The organism is Kitasatospora sp. NPDC030952 (assembly GCF_055571335.1).
Genome location: NZ_JBVIFM010000021.1, coordinates 63,431 through 79,476, shown reverse-complemented (window position 1 = coordinate 79,476; position 16,046 = coordinate 63,431). Strand labels below are relative to the sequence as shown.

Sequence of the window (16,046 nt, the reverse complement as noted above, 5' to 3'; positions counted from 1 at the left end):
CTGGATGAGAGCCCCGCATGTGCTGGAAGCTGGCTGCGTTCGCGTCAGGCTTGTGGTGCTGTGCTGTGCTACGTGGGCGGGCTGACCGCCTGGGGGTTCAGCGGGTGTGATGCCGGCTTCAGGTGGTCAGGAGGGTGCCGGGCAGGGCGGTGAGGTGACGCCTCTCGCCGCGGGCTGCGCCTCGGATTCGTCGTCGGGGTGGCGAAGCGGTCGGGGAAGGCAGTCGGCGCTGGTGGCAGGGTGCCCCACTGCGGCGGCTCCGTCCCTGGTCGGACGATGAGAACGATGGTGCCGGGCGGGCAGCACCGGACGGCCGATGGGTCTGTCGGCGGTGGTGGTCATAATCGCGGGTGTCATGATCACCAGATCCGCTGGAGGCCCCTGTTGCTCGCGCTGAACGACTTCGTTACCTGGGAGCCCCTGCTGCGCCTGCTGCGTACTGCCCACGTCGAGCGCCTGGCCGAACCGGGCGGCCAGGTGTCGGGGCGGATCGGCCAGCACGGGTGGAGCGTTCCCGTGCACCTGCGGTTCCCGCAGCCCGGGCGGGCCATGCTGGTATCCGACAACCAGGCGGAGCACGACGCGATCGAACGCGTGCGGGCCACGCTCGCCGAGGCTGGGATCGTCGACGTCGCGTTCAGCGCGGAGATACCGCCGAGCGGGAAGGCGGTGCTGCGTCTTTTCGACTACGGCGCCGCCGTTGATTCCGGCATCGGCAACGCCCACCCGGGGCCGCTGACCCTGGTCGAGAATGCGTTGCCCGAGCCGTGGCGCCGCTTGCCTGAGCCGGTGCCCGGGGCGCGGCCGGCCCCCTCGGTGGACCTGGCGCTGCTGGAGCGGACGCTGCGCGAGCGGATGCCTGACGAGACCGGTGCCACCGAGGAGGAGATCGCCGCCACAGAGGCGCGCCTGGGTGTGGCGCTGCCCGAGGAGATCAGGGTGCTCTACCGCGTGACGTCTGCGCGGTGGTGGGAGGACGAGGAAGACCGGGAGGACTTCGAGAAGCGCTACCAGGCGTCGGAGCGCGTGGGCGACGTGCTCGGCTTTGATCTGAGCTCGCTGGACGGCCTTCACATCGCCGACAGCTCGTGCTCGCCGTTCTACTGGACGCACGCGGCGACGGAGGCGTGTGTCACCGGACCCGACGACCCCGTGCAGGACCTGGTCGGCTCGCCAGGCTGGATCGTCATTGGCGACACCGGCGGCGGGGACCGCGTCGTCGTTGACCTGACGCCCGGCCCGCGCGGCCACCTCGGACAGATCATCGTGCTCGACCACGAGAAGAGCGTCGGAGCCCATTTGTTCGCCGAGTCCCTCACCGACCTGGTGCTGGACCCAGATCCGAACCGGAGCTGGTATACCGGCCGGAGTTCGGACCGGATGTCGGTGGTGGCGAGGCTCCACGGTGAAGACCCTGGGGACGTCGAGGCGGCGGCCCACCCCGACCTGGAGGTGCTCACCCTCGGCGGGTGGAGGGGCGCACCGGCCAGCCTGATCCCCGTGGCCGGACTGCCCCGCCTGCGCACCCTGCGCGCCGGCCCCGGGGCGCTCGCCGACCCCCGCGAGATAGCCCGGCTGACCGGGCTGGAGTTCCTGGAGCTGGCTCCGGAGGACTGGCGCGTCCTGCTTGACGCCGGCGCTGTCCCGCGCGGCCTGTCGGCCGCCGCCATCACGGTGCCGTACGGCGACCCGGAGCCGTGCCGGCTCATCATGCTGACGAACGAGATCCTGGCCCTGTGGGACCGCCCACTGATCGCCGAGACCGTCATCGAAGGCGACCTCGGCTCTCTGCTGTAGCCACTGTCCGGCGGCGATGGTGCCCAGCGGGCTTGGAGTTGCGTGCCTGCGGCACCGGCCTGAGAAGCTTGTCTCAAGCCGGCGTCAGCTACTTGCCAGGGGACGATGGTGGATCGTGACGATCAGTCATCAAGCAGTTCGATGGGGCTGTCGCGTGAGCGGATCGCCGAGATCGACGAGGTCGTCGGGCGCATCACGCGGTGGGCGAGGGACCGTGAGGACCTCGTCGGCCTGCTCCTCGTCGGATCATGTGCCCGTAACGCCGCACGACCCGACTCCGACATCGACATCGTCCTGCTCACCACAGACGAGCCCCGGTATCTTGACGACGCTGCCTGGGCTGGGGAAGTCGGCCTGGGCGAGCTGATCCGCACCCAGGCGTGGGGGCCGATCACCGAACGACGCTACTGCACGGCCTCCGGTCTGGAGGTCGAGGTCGGCATCGGCTCTCCGGCCTGGGCGAAGGTGGATCCCGTCGATCCGGGGACGCGCCGCGTGGTGACTGACGGCGCCCTCGTGCTGCACGACCCGGCAGGCATTTTGGCCGGCCTGCTCGCTGCCTGCTAGCTGGTCGGGGGTGGGGCCGGGGCGGGGGTGTCTGTGGGCTGGCGCCGGTCGGGGCCCGGGGTGGGTGGTTGGCGGGAGGTTTTGCGGTGGGAGGGCGTGAGCTCCGCCGGGTGGGCGGAAGATTTTGCGGCCAGTGGTGGCTCCGGCCCGGTGGTGGCCCGCGCGGGCCCGGTGTTGCTCGTGGTTCCCGGGGCGGGGTCGACGTCCTGGTCGACGGTTCCGTTCGGGTCGCCTGGCTCCGTCTGGCTGCGCCTGGGCCGCATCGCGGGTCCTGGTTCCGGGGCCCGGCGGCCGGGCCTGTGCGGGGCGGCTGGGGGTGCTACCAGGTGTCGTTGTCGCCGGGGGGTGGGGCGTGGAGGAGGAGGGTGCTGCGCCCGGTCGAGTGGCAGCGGATGCACGCCGTCGCCGCCGGGTTCCACATCGAGCACGGTCACCTCGACCGCACCGACAAGACCCGCCACGCGGAGCTGATCTCCTGGCTCACTCGCCAGCGCCACCTCAACGGCCATCACCTGCTCGACCCGGCCCGCGTCTCGGAGTTGGACGCGCTCGGCATGATCTGGTCGAAGAACGCCAACGCCTGGGAACGCGGGGCCGCGTACGCCGCCGCGTTCCACCGCCAGCACGGCCACCTGGCGATCCCCGCCACGGCGAAGCTGGACGGCTACGCGGTGGGCGCGTGGATGCGCCGCCAGCGCAAGGCCGACAACCTCACCCCCGACCAGGTGGCCAAGCTGGACGCGATGGACGAGCTGTGGCGGCTGGAGCCGGACTGGAACAGGTCGTACCGACGCCTGCTCGCCTACCTCGCCGCCGGCGGCACCCTGGACGGCCCCGCCAACCGCACCGGCGGCGACGCGGACCCGGCGTTCCGGCCCGGCACCTGGCTGCGCAAGCAGGACAAGGCCCGCACCGAGGGGAAGCTGACCGACCACCAGGCCGCGCTCCTGGACGCGCTCACCCGGCACGCCGAGACCGTCACCGGCTGACCCACCGACGAACGCCCGCCGTCCCGGCCCGCGAAGGCCGGGACGGCTCGCTGCCCGGAAGGAGACGAGTGACCACCACCCAGCAGCCGAAGGTGTCCTGGTACGCGCAGTACGTCTGCCACACCTGCCGCGACGGCGGCGACGCGCTGTTCGACGACGGCACCATCGTGGACGCCGACCACGACTGCGACCACGGCGAAGTAGAGATCGAGTGGGAGGGCCGCGCCGAGTGCGGCAGCTGCGGCTGGTCCCTGGAGACCGACTCGCCGACGGCGACTACGTCGAGGCCGACCACGACTGCCACACCGACCGGTAGCACCACCGCCATCGGGGCGGCCCGCGTGCCGGGCGGCCACAGCCACGCGGCACGCGCTCTCCAGCCGAACAGCACCCCGCGCCTGCCTGCGCATCCGTCGTCCGCGCCCACGGGGTGGGGGGATGACCGTGTCAGCCGGCCAGTCGCTGCAACCAATCGCGCAGCAGGGCCGTCTCGGTGTCTCGCAGGGGTACTCCGGCGCCCGCCGCCGGCGGTTCGGTGGCGAGGGCGCTTCGGAGCGCGGCGTCGAGGGCGAGCGCGCGCGTGGCCAGGTCCGCACCGGACGGCGCGGTGGAGTCGGCGGAGCTCGTGGTGACCGAGGAGATAACGGTGTCGCGCAGCCGTGTCGAGGTGGTCAGGTCCCGCCGCGAGGGCTCTTCGCCGATCAGCGCCAGCGCGGCCCCGGTTGTCGCCGCGTGGATGACGCGGGTCGCCTGGGCCACCGGGATCCGCAAACGTCCGGCGTCGGCCGCCCGGTCGAGCACGGCCACCAGCAGAGCGTGCGCCTCGTCCGCGGCCGGGGGCCGCCGTCCGGGCCGTACGGTGCCGTACATGAGCACGTAGAACGCGGGGTGCCGCAGCCCGAAGTCGACGTGCAGGTCCCAGCCGCGGTAGAGGTCGGCCACCGGGTCGTCGGGGGTCAGCGCCAGCGCCTCCCGCTTCTCGGCCAGATACATCTCGAACCCGTAAGCGGCCAGCTCGGCCAGAAGTCCGTCCTTGTCGTCGAACATCCGGTACAGCGCCGGGGCCGTGATGCCCGCGGCCGCGGCGACGGCGCGGGTGGAGACCGCCTCGCTGCCGCCCTCCTCCAGAAGCTCGGCGGCCACCTGCAGTACCTGGCGCCGCGCGGCGCGTCGTTCCTCGCTCATGGAACAACGATATCGCATCTGGCGTATCAGTGGATTAACGGTGCTACTGTTTCAGCCGGAACATCGATTCCCGCCGACGGTCGGACCGCCCCACAGCGGGCAGCGCGTCGCCCGTCGGTACTTCCACCGAACAGGCCGCCGTCGCGGCAGGAGAGGCACCCCCATGTCCGACATCACGATCGTCATCGCGTCGCATTCCGGCTACGGCCATACCGCGCAACTCGCCACGGCCGTGGCCGACGGCGCACGCTCCCTCGCCGGGACGCAGGTCCACCGGGTGGACGTCGCCTCCCTCGGCGACGCCGACTGGGAGCTGATGGACGCCGCGGACGCCATCATCTTCGGCACCCCCACCTACATGGGCACCGCGTCGGGAGCGTTCCACGCCTTCGCCGAGGCCACCAGCAAGCGCTGGAGCACCCGTGCCTGGAGCGACAAGCTCGCGGCGGGGTTCACCAACTCCGGCTCCATGAGCGGTGACAAGCTGCACACCCTGCAGTACCTCGCGCTCCTGGCCGCCCAGCACGGAATGCTCTGGGTGAGCCTGAACCTCCTGCCGGGCTGGAACACCACCACCTCCGGCCCCCAGGACGACAACCGCCTCGGCTTCTACCTCGGTGCCGGTGCGCAGAGCTTCAACGACACACCCGCCGTCCACGAGGCGGACCTGAGCACCGCCCGTCACCTCGGCCGTCGCGTGGCCGAGCACACCCGTATCCATCGCCTCGGTCTGGCCGCCGCGGCGCACTGACACCGCGGCCCGCCGGCAACCGCCTTCCGTCACCCTTCCGGTGCCACCCCGCCGACGCCGCCCCCCCGACGGGCGGGCGCCGGCGGGGACGGCGCCACCCCCTCCTCGAGGAGCACTTCATGCAGCACCGGACACTGGGAAGCCAGGGCCTGGAAGTCTCGGCGATCGGCTACGGCGCGATGGGCCTGACGATGGCTTACGGGCCCACCGACGAGCAGGTCGGCATCGCTGCCCTGCGTCGCGCCCACGACCTGGGTGTCACCTTCTTCGACACGGCCGAGATGTACGGCTGGGGCGCGGGAACCAACGAGGCCCTGGTCGGCAAGGCCCTCAGGGGCTTCCGCGACGACGTGGTCCTGGCGACCAAGTTCGGCGTCGACCTGTCGGTGTCCCCGGAACGGATCGGCAGCGCCCTCAACAGCCGGCCCGACAGCATCCGCAAGGCCGCCGACAGCAGCCTGCGCCACCTCGGCGTGGACCACATCGATGTCCTCTACCAGCACCGCGTCGATCCTGCGGTGCCCATCGAGGAGGTCGCGGGCACCGTCAAGGAGCTGATCGACGCGGGCAAGGTGAAGTACTTCGGCCTCAGCGAGGCCGGACCGGAGACGATCCGCAGGGCACACGCCGTGCAGCCGGTCTCCGTCCTGCAGACCGAGTACTCCCTGTTCGAACGGGACGTCGAGCAGATCCTCCCCGTCGTGGAGAAACTGGGCATCGGCTTCGTCGCCTACTCCCCGCTCGGCCGCGGGTTCATCACCGGCACCGCCAAGCCCGCCGGCCAGTACGACGCCACCGACGTGCGCAACACCGACCCGCGCTGGCAGCCCGGCAACTTCGAGAAGAACGTCGAAGCCGTCGACCGGCTCGCCGAACTCGCGGCGGCCAAAGGTGCCACCGTCTCCCAACTGGCCCTGGCCTGGCTCCTGACCCGGGGCGGCCACATCGTGCCGATCCCCGGTACCCGCCACCCGCGACGCATCGAGGAGAACATCGGCGGCGCCGACCTCACCCTCACCGACGCCGACCTTCAGTCCATCGACGAGATCCTGCCCGGGGGCGGCTTCGGCACCCGCTACACCGAAGGGCACATGCCGATCTGGATCTGAGTCCGTGCCGGCAGCGGCCCGAGCGCGGCAGAGCCCCGGCCGCGGCCGCCGCGCGGCCCGGCCGCTCAGCCGGTCCGTGCGGCCCGCCTCCTGGACCACGCGGCAGCGTCGACGCCGTACCGGGCCAGGAGGCGGGCGAACTGGACCCGCTCCTCCGGTGACCAGGCGGCGGTGATCTCCTGGAACGCCGTGCGCTGCTCGGCGGCGAAGCGGTTGCGCTCGGCCTCGCCGTGCTCGGTGAGTTCGAGCACGGTGCGCCGCCCGTCGGACTGGGACGCCGCCCGGCGCAACAGCCCCTCCGCTATGCAGGCGGCGACGGTCCGGCTGGCCACCGGCTGGGCGACGCCCATCTCGGCAGCGAGTCCGCCGACGGTCGTCTCGCCCGGAGCGTCGGCGATCACGTTGAGCACGAGGTTGCGGGAGAGGTCCTTGCCCGAGGCCGGTGCGCGCCGTCGCAGCCGGGACAGCGCCGGGCCGATCTGGTCCAACGCCAGGTCGTCGGGGGACCGGTCGGAGGTGGGCTCGCTGCTCATGTGCCTGAGTCTAGGCCCGCACCGCATGTTTGCATACCTGGGCGCAAGTCCATAGCATCAGGTATGTAAATGCGACGAGCAAGGAAATGAGGCGAACTGCCATGGCACTCACCGCGATCACCAACGCCCGGGTCTTCGACGGGGAGAAGACCCTCGGCGTGCAGACCGTGGTCATCGACGGCGGACGGATCGTCCGGGTCGGGGGCGACGCACCCCGCGACAGTGAGATCGTCGACGGCCACGGCGCCACCCTGCTGCCGGGACTCGTCGACGCCCACGTCCACTCCGCCCCGGGCTCCCTGGCCCTCGCCCTGCGGTTCGGAGTGACGACCGAACTGGAGATGCAGGGGATGAACACCCGGGAGAACCGGGGTTCCATCACCGACGACGACACCGTGGCCGACGTGCGCTCAGCGGGCTTCGCCATCACGCCTCCCGGAGGCCACCCCAGCGAGCTGATGCCCGAGGGGTTCCGGCCGAAGTGGGACCTGCCGCCGGTGATGCCGCTGATGCCCTTCTCCACGACTCCCGAGGAGGCGGCCGCCTTCGTCCCCCAACTCCTCGCCCGGGGATCCGACTTCATCAAGTTCATGATCGACGACGGCAGCGTGGAAGGGCACCCGGGGCTGCCCGTCCTGGACCAGGCCACCGTGAACGCCGGCGTGGCGGAAGCCAAGAAGTACGGTGCCCTCACCGTGGCCCACGCCCTGACCCTGGAGGCGACCAGGATGGCGGCCGAAGCCGGCATCGACGGCGTCGTCCACGTGTTCATGGACCAGCCGCACACACCCGAGATCATCGACCTCATCAAGGACGCGGGCATGTTCGTCGTCCCCTGCATCAGCCTCAACGCCTCGATGACGGGCATCACCGGCAGTGAACTCGCGGACGACCCCCGGGTCGCAGCCCGTCTCGACAGCCAGTGGGACCGGACCCTGCGGTCCAGCTACAACCGCTACCCGCAAGGCGAACTCAAGGACGTGTACGACACCGTGCGCGCCCTCGACGCCGCCGGCGTCGACATCCTGGCCGGTACCGACGTCTCCATGCCCGAGACGTTCTTCGGGGGCCTGGCGCACGGAGCGAGCCTCCACCACGAACTGCAGTACCTCGTAGCCGCCGGCCTCACCCCCGCCCGCGCCCTGCGAGCGGCCACGGCGACCACGGCCCGCCGCTTCCGCCTCAGCGACCGCGGCCGCATCGCCGAGGGCCTGCGCGCAGACCTGCTGCTGGTCGACGGCGACCCGACCGCCGACATCAGCGACACCCTCAACACCCGCGCGGTCTGGCGCCGCGGCGCCCGCCTGGCTGATGAGCACTTTCCGTCCTGAACACGCAGATCGCGGGGGCCGGCCTCGCGAAGGGCGGTGGAACGCCGTCGGCTGCCTCGGCCCTTCCGGTCCCGGGCACCGCCCCCCTTCGGGTCGGCTGGCATGGATACCCGGCCGGCTGACCCGTCCCAGGGCTTGCCCATCCCTCACCGAGACCATCGGGCAGGGCCCCGGGCGCTCACCGACGCCCGGGGCGCAGTCGTTGCGTCAGGAGAAGACGACGGAGCGGATCTGGGTGGTCTTGCCGAGGCTGTGGCCGGGCTCCAGGACGACGTAGGTGTCGCCGTTGCAGTCGGCCTCGAGGAAGAGCGTCGCGGTGGCGTTGGTGTGGTTCTTGGGCGAGTTTCCGGGGGTGTTGTCACCGGTGCGGGGCAGGTTGAGGCAGTGTCCGCTCTCCGGGTCGTGGATGCCCGCCTCCTTGTTCATTGAGGTCCGGTAGAGGAGTTCGCCGTGTGCCGCCTGGGCGGTGGTAGGCACGGCTAGGACCATCAGGAGGGCGCCGGCGGCCGCGCCGAGGGTCTGGTGAAGGCGCATGGGAGGTAACTCCTTGAGTGCGGGGGGGGGGGGGGCGATTAGCCCGAGTATGTCCGCAGCCTCACCCGCCCGCCGCCCGCCGCCCGCCGCCCGCCGCCCGCCGCCCGCCGCCACACCGACTCCCACGGACGGAGGAATGACGAAAAGGCCGCCTCTGCGCGAAGGCCGCTACCAGAAACGGACTTAACGTCCTCTCAGGCGTGGGAGACCACGCGACAGCCAGTCGCGCCCTACCCACAAGCCCGGTCCTTCAGGACCGGTCAACTTGCCCCCTGGAGGGAGGCGAGCCAGGAGGTCAGGAGGCGGTTCACCTCCTCGGGGCGCTCCTGCTGGATCCAGTGTCCGCAGCCGTCCAGGATGTGGGTGGCGGCCAGGCCGGGGAGAGTGGCCGGGTAGGCGTCGATCGCGTCGGCCATCCAGGTCGTGGAGGCGTCCAAGGCGCCGCCGATGAACAGGGACGGCTGCTTGATCGGGGCTCCGCCGTACTGGGCGAGGTCCTCCCAGTCGCGGTCCATGTTGCGGTAGCGGTTGAGGGCCCCGGTCATGCCGGTGCGCTCGAACTCGCCGGCGTACACGTCGAGGTCGTCCTCGGTCAGCCAGGCGGGCAGCTCGCCACCGGGGAAGCGGTCGCGCAGCCGGCCGCCGGCGCGGGCCACGAAGTGCGGGTCGGGCTCGCCCCGGGTGGGCATGGTGTCGGCGGACATGGCCGCGTAGAAGCCCGCGAGCCAGCCCCGCAGGTCGGACTCCATCTCCGCTTCGGCCCGGCCGGGCTCCTGGAAGTACGAGACGTAGAACTCCTCGTCGCCGCCCATCTGCGCGAAGACGTCGGTGGGGCGGGGGCCGCCGGGCGGCGCGTAGGGGACGCTCAGCAGTCCGACAGCGCGGAAGACCTCGGGGTGAAGCAGGGCGGAGGCCGCGGCGATGTTGGAGCCCCAGTCGTGTCCGACGATCACCGCCCTCTCCTCGCCCAGGGCGCGCACCACGGCGACGTTGTCCGCCACCAGGTCGAGCAGCCGGTAGGCGTCCGTCGCGGTCGGCTTGGAGGAGCGGCCGTAGCCGCGCACGTCGAGCGCCACGGCCCGGTACCCCGCCGTCGCGAGAGCCGGGAGCTGGCGGCGCCAGGAGTACCAGGACTCGGGGAAGCCGTGGACGAGCAGGACCAGCGGTCCGGTGCCCTGCTCGACCAGGTGCAGGCGCCCGGCGGGTGCCTCAACGGTGCGGTGGCGCAGGTCGGCGGACGGCGCGGGCTGGTGCATGGCTTCTCCTCGGTTCGCGGGCGGCCGCGGTTGCCCACTGATCTTGCTGCGGGGCAGCCGCCCGACGCGAGCACCCTTGCCGTTCTGGCAAACTGCCGGGACAGGATGGTGGGGACGGCAGGGCCGGAGAGACGGGGCGACGGTGACGGACGACGGCACAGCCGACACGCTGGCGGCCGTGGGCCCTCGGCTGCGGACCGCACGCGAGCAGCGCGGCGCCACGCTCACTGACGTCAGTCGTACGACCGGCATCTCGCTGAGCACGCTGTCGCGGATCGAGACGGGCCGGCGCAAGCCGACGCTGGAGGTGCTGCTGCGGCTCGCGAAGGCGTACGGCATCTCCTTGGACGAGCTGACCGGCACCGTACCGGTCGCCGCGACTGGTCCGCGCACCCGGATGCCGGTGCGTCCCGGCGGCGACAAGGTGGTGCTGCCCTTGACCCGGTACGTGGGGGGCCTGCACGCCCACAAGCACGTCCTGCCCGCCGTCGATGCGCCGCCGGCGCGGCCGCGGCAGGTCTCCCACGACGGGTACGAATGGCTCTGCGTCCTGTACGGGCGGCTGTGGCTGGCGCTCGGCGAGCAGGACCTCGTCCTGAGCGCCGGGGAGGTGGCCGAGTTCGACACCCGTACCGCTCATGGAGTCGCGAACGCCGGACCCGGCGGACCGGTCGAATACCTGATCATGTTCGGGCCGCAGGGAGAGCGCCTGCGACCGCGCACCCGAGCATCCTGATCACGTCATGGACCCGGGCCGCACCGGTGTGGATATGGCGGTGATCCGCAGCACGCCCTCCCGGTGTCGCTCGATCTGCTCCGGGTCGACCTTGGACTTCGGCAGCACTCGGGCCCCTCGTCGTGCCGAGCACGACCACGGCCCGAAGCAAGCACCCAGTGCTCTCACGACTCGACCCGGGGTTCGTGGGTAGCCCCGGTCAGCGGCGCGCCCCGTACGGCCCTGCCGGGGGAGATGCGTCGTGACCATGTCCCAGGACCTGGGCGCCGGCTTCCACTGCCGGCTCACCGTGCCCCCGCTCACCGCGGTGGCGGGCAGGGCTTCGAGCCCGGCGGGTGGAAGTGCGCGGTGACGGTCTTTCCGTCCTTCTGCAGACGGGTGCGCCAGTGGTCGGCGAGCGCGTCGACCAGCGCCAGGCCGCGCCCTCCGGTGGCTTCCGGGCCCGCCGCCCGGGGCTGGGGGAGCCGGCTGCTGTGGTCGTGGACACTCAGGTGCAGGCAGCGTCCGTCCCAGGTCAGCACCAGCTCCGCGTCGCTGCCGGCATGGACGTGGGCGTTGGTGGTCAGTTCGGACACGGCCAGCACGACCGCGTCCGCGACGGCCGGCGCGTTCCGGTCCCAGCCGAGGGTCTCCAGATGTCTCCTCGCCCACGCCCGGCCGGCCCGTACTCCGGCGCCGAGCGGAAGCCGCCGGGCCCATCCCACTCCGCCGATCCTGGACATACGGGCCTCCCTTCGAATGGAGTGCAGCCCTCATGTGCCCGCATCCGGCGACGACATGCGAGCGGGGGCACGACGTTGCGCGCTCTGCCGTCCGGTCAGGTCTGTCGCGTCCGCTCGCCGAATGGGCCGGCCGCGCGTTCGTCCCGGCGCCGTCGGGCCCGCTCCCGGGAGCGCGCCGCGGGCATGGAAGCGGAGAACGCGGGCAGGCGGTCGCCACGGAGCGCGCCGCACGGGCGGCGCCGTGACGCGAGGAGAGACATGAGCACCAGCAGGATCTGGGAGTTCCGTTCCGAATCCGGCCACGTCTCGGGCACCGACCTGGTCGGCTACCACGTCGAAGCCACCGACGGCCCCATCGGCAAGGTCGACAAGCACTCCGAGGAGGTCGGCGACTCCCACCTCGTGGTCGACACCGGCCCCTGGATCTTCGGCACCCGGGTCCTGCTGCCGGCCGGTACCGTGGCCAGGGTCGACCAGCACGAGAAGAAGGTGTACGTCGACCGCACCAGGGACGAGATCAAGAACGGCCCCGCGTTCGACCCCACCCACGGCACCGGCGCCGACTACCAGGCGGGCTACAACGCCTACTACGGCCCCTTCTACATCGGTCCCTTCCTCTGACCGGCCCGCCGGTGCGCCGCGCGGGGACCGCGGACCGACGGGCACGCGCCGGGCGCCGTCGTCCTTCGCCGGGCGGTTCCTCCGGGGGCCGTCCGGCGTCGGCGCTGTCCGGGCTTCCGCTGTCGCTCAATCGGCATGCGTGCCTTCCGCCTTCGTTCCGTGCGGCTCCGGCGGACCGCCGGGCCGGGCAGCCGGCGTGCAGGGGCCAAGGCCCAGCTCTCGCTCGAGCTCCTCGATCCGGGCGGCCACCGCGTGCGACGGCGCTGCCGTGCTCCGCCGAGCGGGCCGGTCGAGCACCAGCCCGGTCACCACCCGCCGGAGCAGCAGGGCCGGGACGGCGACGACCCAACACAGTCCCGACACCAGCGCCATCGCTTCGGCCTGAGCCCGTTCCTGCTCCTCGAACCGCTCCTCGAGCCACTCGGTGCGCGCTCCTCCTCGGCCGGTGACGAACCCCGCACGTAATCGGCCGAAGACCGTTCGAGCCGTCAGCCCCGCGACGACTGCGTACGCTGTGAACGTGACGAGGAACAGCCACGGCACCACCGATCGCCTCCTCCGCTCTCGCCCGTCTCGTTGACGCCTCAGCCCGCCTGCCCCGAATCGGCCGGTTGCTAGCAACGGGCGCCGACGGTGTGATTGGGATTCCGGGTCCCGGCTACACGGACAGCGACACGCTCCCGTCCGACCGATGGAAGGCGACCTCAGAGGGCGGACACCTCACGTTTGCCAGGGCCCTACCACCACTACTGGGACCGGCAGTCGGGCGCTGCCTGTCGCCGGTCGAGAACTGCCTCTCTTCCATTCCGCGAGGGGACGCCGCGCCGCGCACAAGGCCCGCGAGGACGCGGCGAAGGCGGGCTGCGCCAGGTGTCCGGTCCGCAGGGAGCGCCGACGCCATGCGCTCGAACCCCGGGGCGCCCTACGGGGTGCGGGGCGGGCTGAACGGGGAGGACCAAGCTGCACGAGGTCTACGGCGTCCCGGTCCGGGGCACCGCGGGCCGGCGGACCGCAGCCCTGATGGGCGCCCGGGTCGACCCCCGGGCGCCGGCCGCGGCTCGCCGCGGATGCCGGGACGAGCCCGACCGGCGTCGGCCCGCGACAGGGCCCGAGGTCAGGACTTGCCCCGGCCGGTCACGAGGTCGCGGGCGCGGTCGACCAGGCCCGTACCGGCGGCGAGCAGCTTGTTGTCAGGCGCGTTCGGGTGGGGGCGGGTGGGCGCGAGCTTCTTCGCCCGCCGGACCTGGTCGCCCAGCTCGTTCAGCCGCTCGGCCGAGCAGGTCTTGGCCAGGGCCGGGAAGAGGTTCTGTTCCTCGTCACGGACGTGCGCCGAAACCTCCGAGACGATCCGGTCGACCAGCACGCCGAAGCGGGCGTCACCGCAGTCCACGCCTTCGAGTTCCTTGAGGAGCTTCTCGACGGTCTCGTGGTCCGCGATCTCCTTGTCCGCGAGTCCCCCGCCGCCGGGCACGTGTTCCCGCACCGCGGGGTACAGGTACTGCTCCTCCGCCACCGAGTGGCGCACCAGCTCGATGGTGAACTGGTCCGCGACCTCGCGGCGCCGCTCGTCGCCCGCGGGCAGCGCCTGTACCCGGGCGAACAGTTCCTCCACCTCCCGGTGGTCCGTCATCAGTTCGTCGATCACATTGCCGCCGTGTCCCATGTGCCGTTTCTCCTGTCCGTGTAAGGGTCTCGCCGCGCTGCCGACCCAGGCGGGCAGCCGGCGTTGATTCCCCTCATATCCCGCATTTCGGACTGTATGCGGGTCGTCGGCGCGCCACTTCGATGCGTTGCCGGGCGGACGGCCTTCCCCGGCAGCAGGAGGGCAGGCAGCCGGAGGGCAGGTAGCGGGCTCGCGCAGTGAATCACCGACGGGACGGCTCTGCGAGCCGACGGCGAACGACAAGCGGCGGGGCCGCCCGATCAGGGCGGCCCCGCCGCTTGTCGTTCGCCGGCAGAGCCGGCGCGGTCCCGAGCGGTTACCAGCGGTACCAACGGCTCCGCCCGCCTGCCGCCGTCGTGCCGCGTGCGATGAAGCCGAGCAGCCACACGACGAACACGATGACGGCTGCCCACCAGAGCACCTTCAGCGCGAACCCGGCGCCGAACAGGATCAGGGCGAGCAGAAGGACCAGCAGAAGCGGGACCATGGGCCGACCTCCTCGAGTTGGTGGTGTGCCCGTCCTTCTGCCCCGGGATCGCGAAGGCATGTACCGGTTTGGGGGTGTGTGTCCGCTCGGCGGTACGGCCCGCCGGAGTGAGGCCCCGCCGACGAACCTTCCTGCCCACGTGAGGCCCTGCTGTTCTGACCCCCTGTCGTTCTGACGCCCTGTCGTTCTGACCCCCTGTCGTTCTGACGCCCTGTCGTTCTGACGCCCTGTCGTTCTGACGCCCTGTCGTCAGAACGCCTCGCGCAGCGCCGGCAGCAGGGCCTCCTCGGCCCAGTCCAGGAAGCCGGGCTGGCTGTCCCCGCCCACCTGAACGAGGGCGACCTCACCGAACCCGGCGTCGACGAAGGGCCGGACGGCCTCGACGAAGTCCTCGACCCGGTCACCGCAGGGGATCGCCTTGGCGACGTCCTCGGGCCGGACGTACTGGCCGGCCGCCGCGAACCCGGCGGTGCCCGGCAGTTCGGCGTTGACCTTCCAGCCGCCGCCGAACCAGCGGAACTGCTCGTGGGCGCGGCGCACGGCCTCGTCCCGGTCGCGGTCCCAGCACACCGGCACCTGGCCCACCGCGGGCTTTCCGGCGCCGCCGTGCTCCGCGAAGCCCGAGACCAGTCCGGCGTCGGGCTCGACGGCGATCGCGAGGTCGGCGAGCCGCCCGGCCAGGGCGCACGAGGCCGGGCCCGACACCGCCATTCCGATCGGCGGCGGCGGGTCCGGGAGGTCCCACAGCCGGGCGCCGATCACGTCGAAGTGCTTCCCGTGCCGCGTCACGTACCCGCCCTCGAACAGCGCGCGGATGATCTCCACCGCCTCGGCGAACATCTCCAGCCGCACCGACGCCGCCGGCCAGCCCCGGCCCACCACGTGCTCGTTGAGGTTCTCCCCGCTGCCGAGACCCAGCCGGAAACGGCCCTCGGACAGGAGCTGGAGCGTGGCCGCCTTCTGCGCCACGACCGCGGGGTGGTAGCGGAAGGTCGGGCAGGTCACGTACGTCATCAGCGGGATCCGGGAGGTGGCCTGCGCGGCGGCTCCCAGCACCGCCCACGCGTACGGGGCGTGGCCCTGCTCGTCCAACCAGGGGAAGTAGTGGTCGGAGACCACCGAGAAGTCGAAGCCCGCCTCTTCGGCGCGCACCACGTCGCAGACCAGGCCCCGGGGGGCCCGCTGCTCGGTCATCATCGTGTATCCGATCTGCACCATGACCCGCGTCTGCCCCGCGGACGGCGACGTCCACCCCCGGATCCGGTCTTCGTTCGATCGCACCAACGCCCGGCGCCGGGCCTCGCCGGAGAGGGCCTCGCCGCAGCGGACCTCAGCGGCCGGGACGGCCGGGGCCGGGGCCGGCGGGCGGCTCCTCGTCCAGGTGGGGGCGCTCGCCGTCGGGGGTGCGCCATGAATCGGCGCGCTCGGCGGCGGCGCCCTCGGCGGGGCGCGGCGGCCGACGGCGGAGGAGGCGGTGGCTGCCCCAGGCGAACGCGCCGATGAGCACCACGGCGATGACCAGTGCGGGCACCACGACGCCCGCGACCGAGGGGCCGGCGGCTTCCGTGGCGGTGAGCGAATGCGTGATCACGTTCCGACGTCCTTTCCCGGGCTTCGTCCGGCTGCCGTTGCGCAGCGCGGCGCGGCGGCCCCGGGGGAGGAGGGGCAATCCGGGCGGGACCGCCGCTCGCGCCCGTCTACCCCGCCCGCCCGGGCGCATGCACAGGCCGGGCCGCAGCCGGCACCGACGGGCCGGGTGGTTTCC

Annotated in this window: 19 protein-coding genes; 9 read left to right on the top strand and 10 right to left on the bottom strand. The window is 72.2% G+C overall.

From position 1 onward, the window contains the following. The first annotated feature begins 384 nt into the window (after positions 1-384). The 3 genes from ACZ47G_RS30055 to ACZ47G_RS30045 all read left to right on the top strand — a co-directional run bounded on the left by ACZ47G_RS30055 (position 385) and on the right by ACZ47G_RS30045 (position 3,353). A complete protein-coding gene (locus tag ACZ47G_RS30055; protein WP_465747995.1) occupies positions 385-1,797 on the top strand; it encodes an SMI1/KNR4 family protein in 1,413 nt (470 codons plus the stop codon). 105 nt (positions 1,798-1,902) lie between these two features. Beyond that, positions 1,903-2,364: a nucleotidyltransferase domain-containing protein gene (locus tag ACZ47G_RS30050; protein ID WP_465747993.1), complete on the top strand. Its 462-nt coding sequence runs from the start codon at positions 1,903-1,905 to the stop codon at positions 2,362-2,364. Positions 2,365-2,729: 365 nt separating this feature from the next. Then, on the top strand, positions 2,730-3,353 hold the full coding sequence (locus ACZ47G_RS30045) for a helicase associated domain-containing protein (RefSeq protein WP_465747991.1): 624 nt from the start codon (positions 2,730-2,732) through the stop codon (positions 3,351-3,353). Between the two features lie 447 nt (positions 3,354-3,800). Here ACZ47G_RS30045 and ACZ47G_RS30040 read toward each other — a convergent pair whose 3' ends face one another. Continuing rightward, the gene (locus ACZ47G_RS30040) at positions 3,801-4,538 is read right to left on the bottom strand and encodes a TetR/AcrR family transcriptional regulator (protein ID WP_465747989.1); all 738 of its coding nucleotides are present in this window, start codon (positions 4,536-4,538) and stop codon (positions 3,801-3,803) included. A gap of 163 nt (positions 4,539-4,701) precedes the next feature. On the opposite strand from ACZ47G_RS30040, the gene ACZ47G_RS30035 reads away from it, so the two are divergent. Further along, a complete protein-coding gene (locus ACZ47G_RS30035; protein ID WP_465747987.1) occupies positions 4,702-5,289 on the top strand; it encodes a flavodoxin family protein in 588 nt (195 codons plus the stop codon). Between the two features lie 119 nt (positions 5,290-5,408). Further along, positions 5,409-6,398 carry an aldo/keto reductase gene (locus ACZ47G_RS30030; RefSeq protein WP_465747985.1) on the top strand — a complete coding sequence of 330 codons (990 nt, stop codon included), beginning with the start codon at positions 5,409-5,411 and terminating at the stop codon, positions 6,396-6,398. 65 nt (positions 6,399-6,463) lie between these two features. On the opposite strand, the gene ACZ47G_RS30025 is transcribed toward ACZ47G_RS30030, so the two are convergent. Further along, positions 6,464-6,931 (bottom strand): MarR family winged helix-turn-helix transcriptional regulator, encoded by a 468-nt coding sequence (locus ACZ47G_RS30025; protein WP_465747983.1) that lies wholly within the window; start codon positions 6,929-6,931, stop codon positions 6,464-6,466. 101 nt (positions 6,932-7,032) lie between these two features. On the opposite strand from ACZ47G_RS30025, the gene ACZ47G_RS30020 reads away from it, so the two are divergent. Then, entirely contained in the window at positions 7,033-8,262 is a 1,230-nt protein-coding gene (locus tag ACZ47G_RS30020; protein ID WP_465747981.1) for an amidohydrolase family protein, read from the top strand. 207 nt (positions 8,263-8,469) lie between these two features. Here the strand turns inward: ACZ47G_RS30020 and ACZ47G_RS30015 are convergent, their stop codons facing one another. Further along, entirely contained in the window at positions 8,470-8,796 is a 327-nt protein-coding gene (locus ACZ47G_RS30015) for a hypothetical protein (protein ID WP_465747979.1), read from the bottom strand. Between the two features lie 260 nt (positions 8,797-9,056). Further along, positions 9,057-10,052 carry an alpha/beta fold hydrolase gene (locus tag ACZ47G_RS30010; RefSeq protein ID WP_465747977.1) on the bottom strand — a complete coding sequence of 332 codons (996 nt, stop codon included), beginning with the start codon at positions 10,050-10,052 and terminating at the stop codon, positions 9,057-9,059. A gap of 142 nt (positions 10,053-10,194) precedes the next feature. Here ACZ47G_RS30010 and ACZ47G_RS30005 point away from each other — a divergent pair, with 142 nt between their 5' ends. Beyond that, positions 10,195-10,788: a helix-turn-helix domain-containing protein gene (locus tag ACZ47G_RS30005; protein ID WP_465747975.1), complete on the top strand. Its 594-nt coding sequence runs from the start codon at positions 10,195-10,197 to the stop codon at positions 10,786-10,788. Between the two features lie 299 nt (positions 10,789-11,087). Here ACZ47G_RS30005 and ACZ47G_RS30000 read toward each other — a convergent pair whose 3' ends face one another. Next, positions 11,088-11,510, bottom strand: coding sequence for an ATP-binding protein (locus ACZ47G_RS30000; RefSeq protein ID WP_465747973.1), 423 nt, complete (start codon positions 11,508-11,510; stop codon positions 11,088-11,090). Between the two features lie 258 nt (positions 11,511-11,768). Between ACZ47G_RS30000 and ACZ47G_RS29995 the strand changes: the two genes are divergently transcribed. After that, positions 11,769-12,131 carry a PRC-barrel domain containing protein gene (locus ACZ47G_RS29995; protein WP_465747972.1) on the top strand — a complete coding sequence of 121 codons (363 nt, stop codon included), beginning with the start codon at positions 11,769-11,771 and terminating at the stop codon, positions 12,129-12,131. A gap of 126 nt (positions 12,132-12,257) precedes the next feature. On the opposite strand, the gene ACZ47G_RS29990 is transcribed toward ACZ47G_RS29995, so the two are convergent. Next, positions 12,258-12,677, bottom strand: coding sequence for a hypothetical protein (locus ACZ47G_RS29990; protein WP_465747970.1), 420 nt, complete (start codon positions 12,675-12,677; stop codon positions 12,258-12,260). A 145-nt stretch (positions 12,678-12,822) separates the two neighbouring features. Between ACZ47G_RS29990 and ACZ47G_RS29985 the strand changes: the two genes are divergently transcribed. After that, the gene (locus ACZ47G_RS29985; protein ID WP_465747968.1) at positions 12,823-13,152 is read left to right on the top strand and encodes a WhiB family transcriptional regulator; all 330 of its coding nucleotides are present in this window, start codon (positions 12,823-12,825) and stop codon (positions 13,150-13,152) included. Positions 13,153-13,245: 93 nt separating this feature from the next. Here ACZ47G_RS29985 and ACZ47G_RS29980 read toward each other — a convergent pair whose 3' ends face one another. The 4 genes from ACZ47G_RS29980 to ACZ47G_RS29965 all read right to left on the bottom strand — a co-directional run bounded on the left by ACZ47G_RS29980 (position 13,246) and on the right by ACZ47G_RS29965 (position 15,872). Further along, positions 13,246-13,794 (bottom strand): hemerythrin domain-containing protein, encoded by a 549-nt coding sequence (locus tag ACZ47G_RS29980; RefSeq protein WP_465747966.1) that lies wholly within the window; start codon positions 13,792-13,794, stop codon positions 13,246-13,248. A 316-nt stretch (positions 13,795-14,110) separates the two neighbouring features. Then, positions 14,111-14,281: a hydrophobic protein gene (locus ACZ47G_RS29975; protein ID WP_465747964.1), complete on the bottom strand. Its 171-nt coding sequence runs from the start codon at positions 14,279-14,281 to the stop codon at positions 14,111-14,113. A gap of 249 nt (positions 14,282-14,530) precedes the next feature. Further along, positions 14,531-15,499, bottom strand: coding sequence for an LLM class F420-dependent oxidoreductase (locus ACZ47G_RS29970; protein WP_465747962.1), 969 nt, complete (start codon positions 15,497-15,499; stop codon positions 14,531-14,533). A 112-nt stretch (positions 15,500-15,611) separates the two neighbouring features. Next, complete coding sequence (locus ACZ47G_RS29965; protein WP_465747960.1) at positions 15,612-15,872, bottom strand: hypothetical protein; 261 nt, start codon at positions 15,870-15,872, stop codon at positions 15,612-15,614. Positions 15,873-16,046 lie beyond the last annotated feature (174 nt).

Excerpts from the sequence above, each read along its gene's own strand:
- ACZ47G_RS30050 (WP_465747993.1), top strand. The coding sequence starts at position 1,903 with ATGGTGGATCGTGACGATCAGTCATCAAGCAGTTCGATGGGGCTGTCG.
- ACZ47G_RS30040 (WP_465747989.1), bottom strand. The coding sequence starts at position 4,538 with ATGAGCGAGGAACGACGCGCCGCGCGGCGCCAGGTACTGCAGGTGGCC.
- ACZ47G_RS30035 (WP_465747987.1), top strand. The coding sequence starts at position 4,702 with ATGTCCGACATCACGATCGTCATCGCGTCGCATTCCGGCTACGGCCAT.
- ACZ47G_RS30030 (WP_465747985.1), top strand. The coding sequence starts at position 5,409 with ATGCAGCACCGGACACTGGGAAGCCAGGGCCTGGAAGTCTCGGCGATC.
- ACZ47G_RS30025 (WP_465747983.1), bottom strand. The coding sequence starts at position 6,931 with ATGAGCAGCGAGCCCACCTCCGACCGGTCCCCCGACGACCTGGCGTTG.
- ACZ47G_RS30020 (WP_465747981.1), top strand. The coding sequence starts at position 7,033 with ATGGCACTCACCGCGATCACCAACGCCCGGGTCTTCGACGGGGAGAAG.
- ACZ47G_RS30015 (WP_465747979.1), bottom strand. The coding sequence starts at position 8,796 with ATGCGCCTTCACCAGACCCTCGGCGCGGCCGCCGGCGCCCTCCTGATG.
- ACZ47G_RS30010 (WP_465747977.1), bottom strand. The coding sequence starts at position 10,052 with ATGCACCAGCCCGCGCCGTCCGCCGACCTGCGCCACCGCACCGTTGAG.
- ACZ47G_RS30000 (WP_465747973.1), bottom strand. The coding sequence starts at position 11,510 with ATGTCCAGGATCGGCGGAGTGGGATGGGCCCGGCGGCTTCCGCTCGGC.
- ACZ47G_RS29995 (WP_465747972.1), top strand. The coding sequence starts at position 11,769 with ATGAGCACCAGCAGGATCTGGGAGTTCCGTTCCGAATCCGGCCACGTC.
- ACZ47G_RS29985 (WP_465747968.1), top strand. The coding sequence starts at position 12,823 with ATGGAAGGCGACCTCAGAGGGCGGACACCTCACGTTTGCCAGGGCCCT.
- ACZ47G_RS29980 (WP_465747966.1), bottom strand. The coding sequence starts at position 13,794 with ATGGGACACGGCGGCAATGTGATCGACGAACTGATGACGGACCACCGG.
- ACZ47G_RS29975 (WP_465747964.1), bottom strand. The coding sequence starts at position 14,281 with ATGGTCCCGCTTCTGCTGGTCCTTCTGCTCGCCCTGATCCTGTTCGGC.
- ACZ47G_RS29970 (WP_465747962.1), bottom strand. The coding sequence starts at position 15,499 with ATGGTGCAGATCGGATACACGATGATGACCGAGCAGCGGGCCCCCCGG.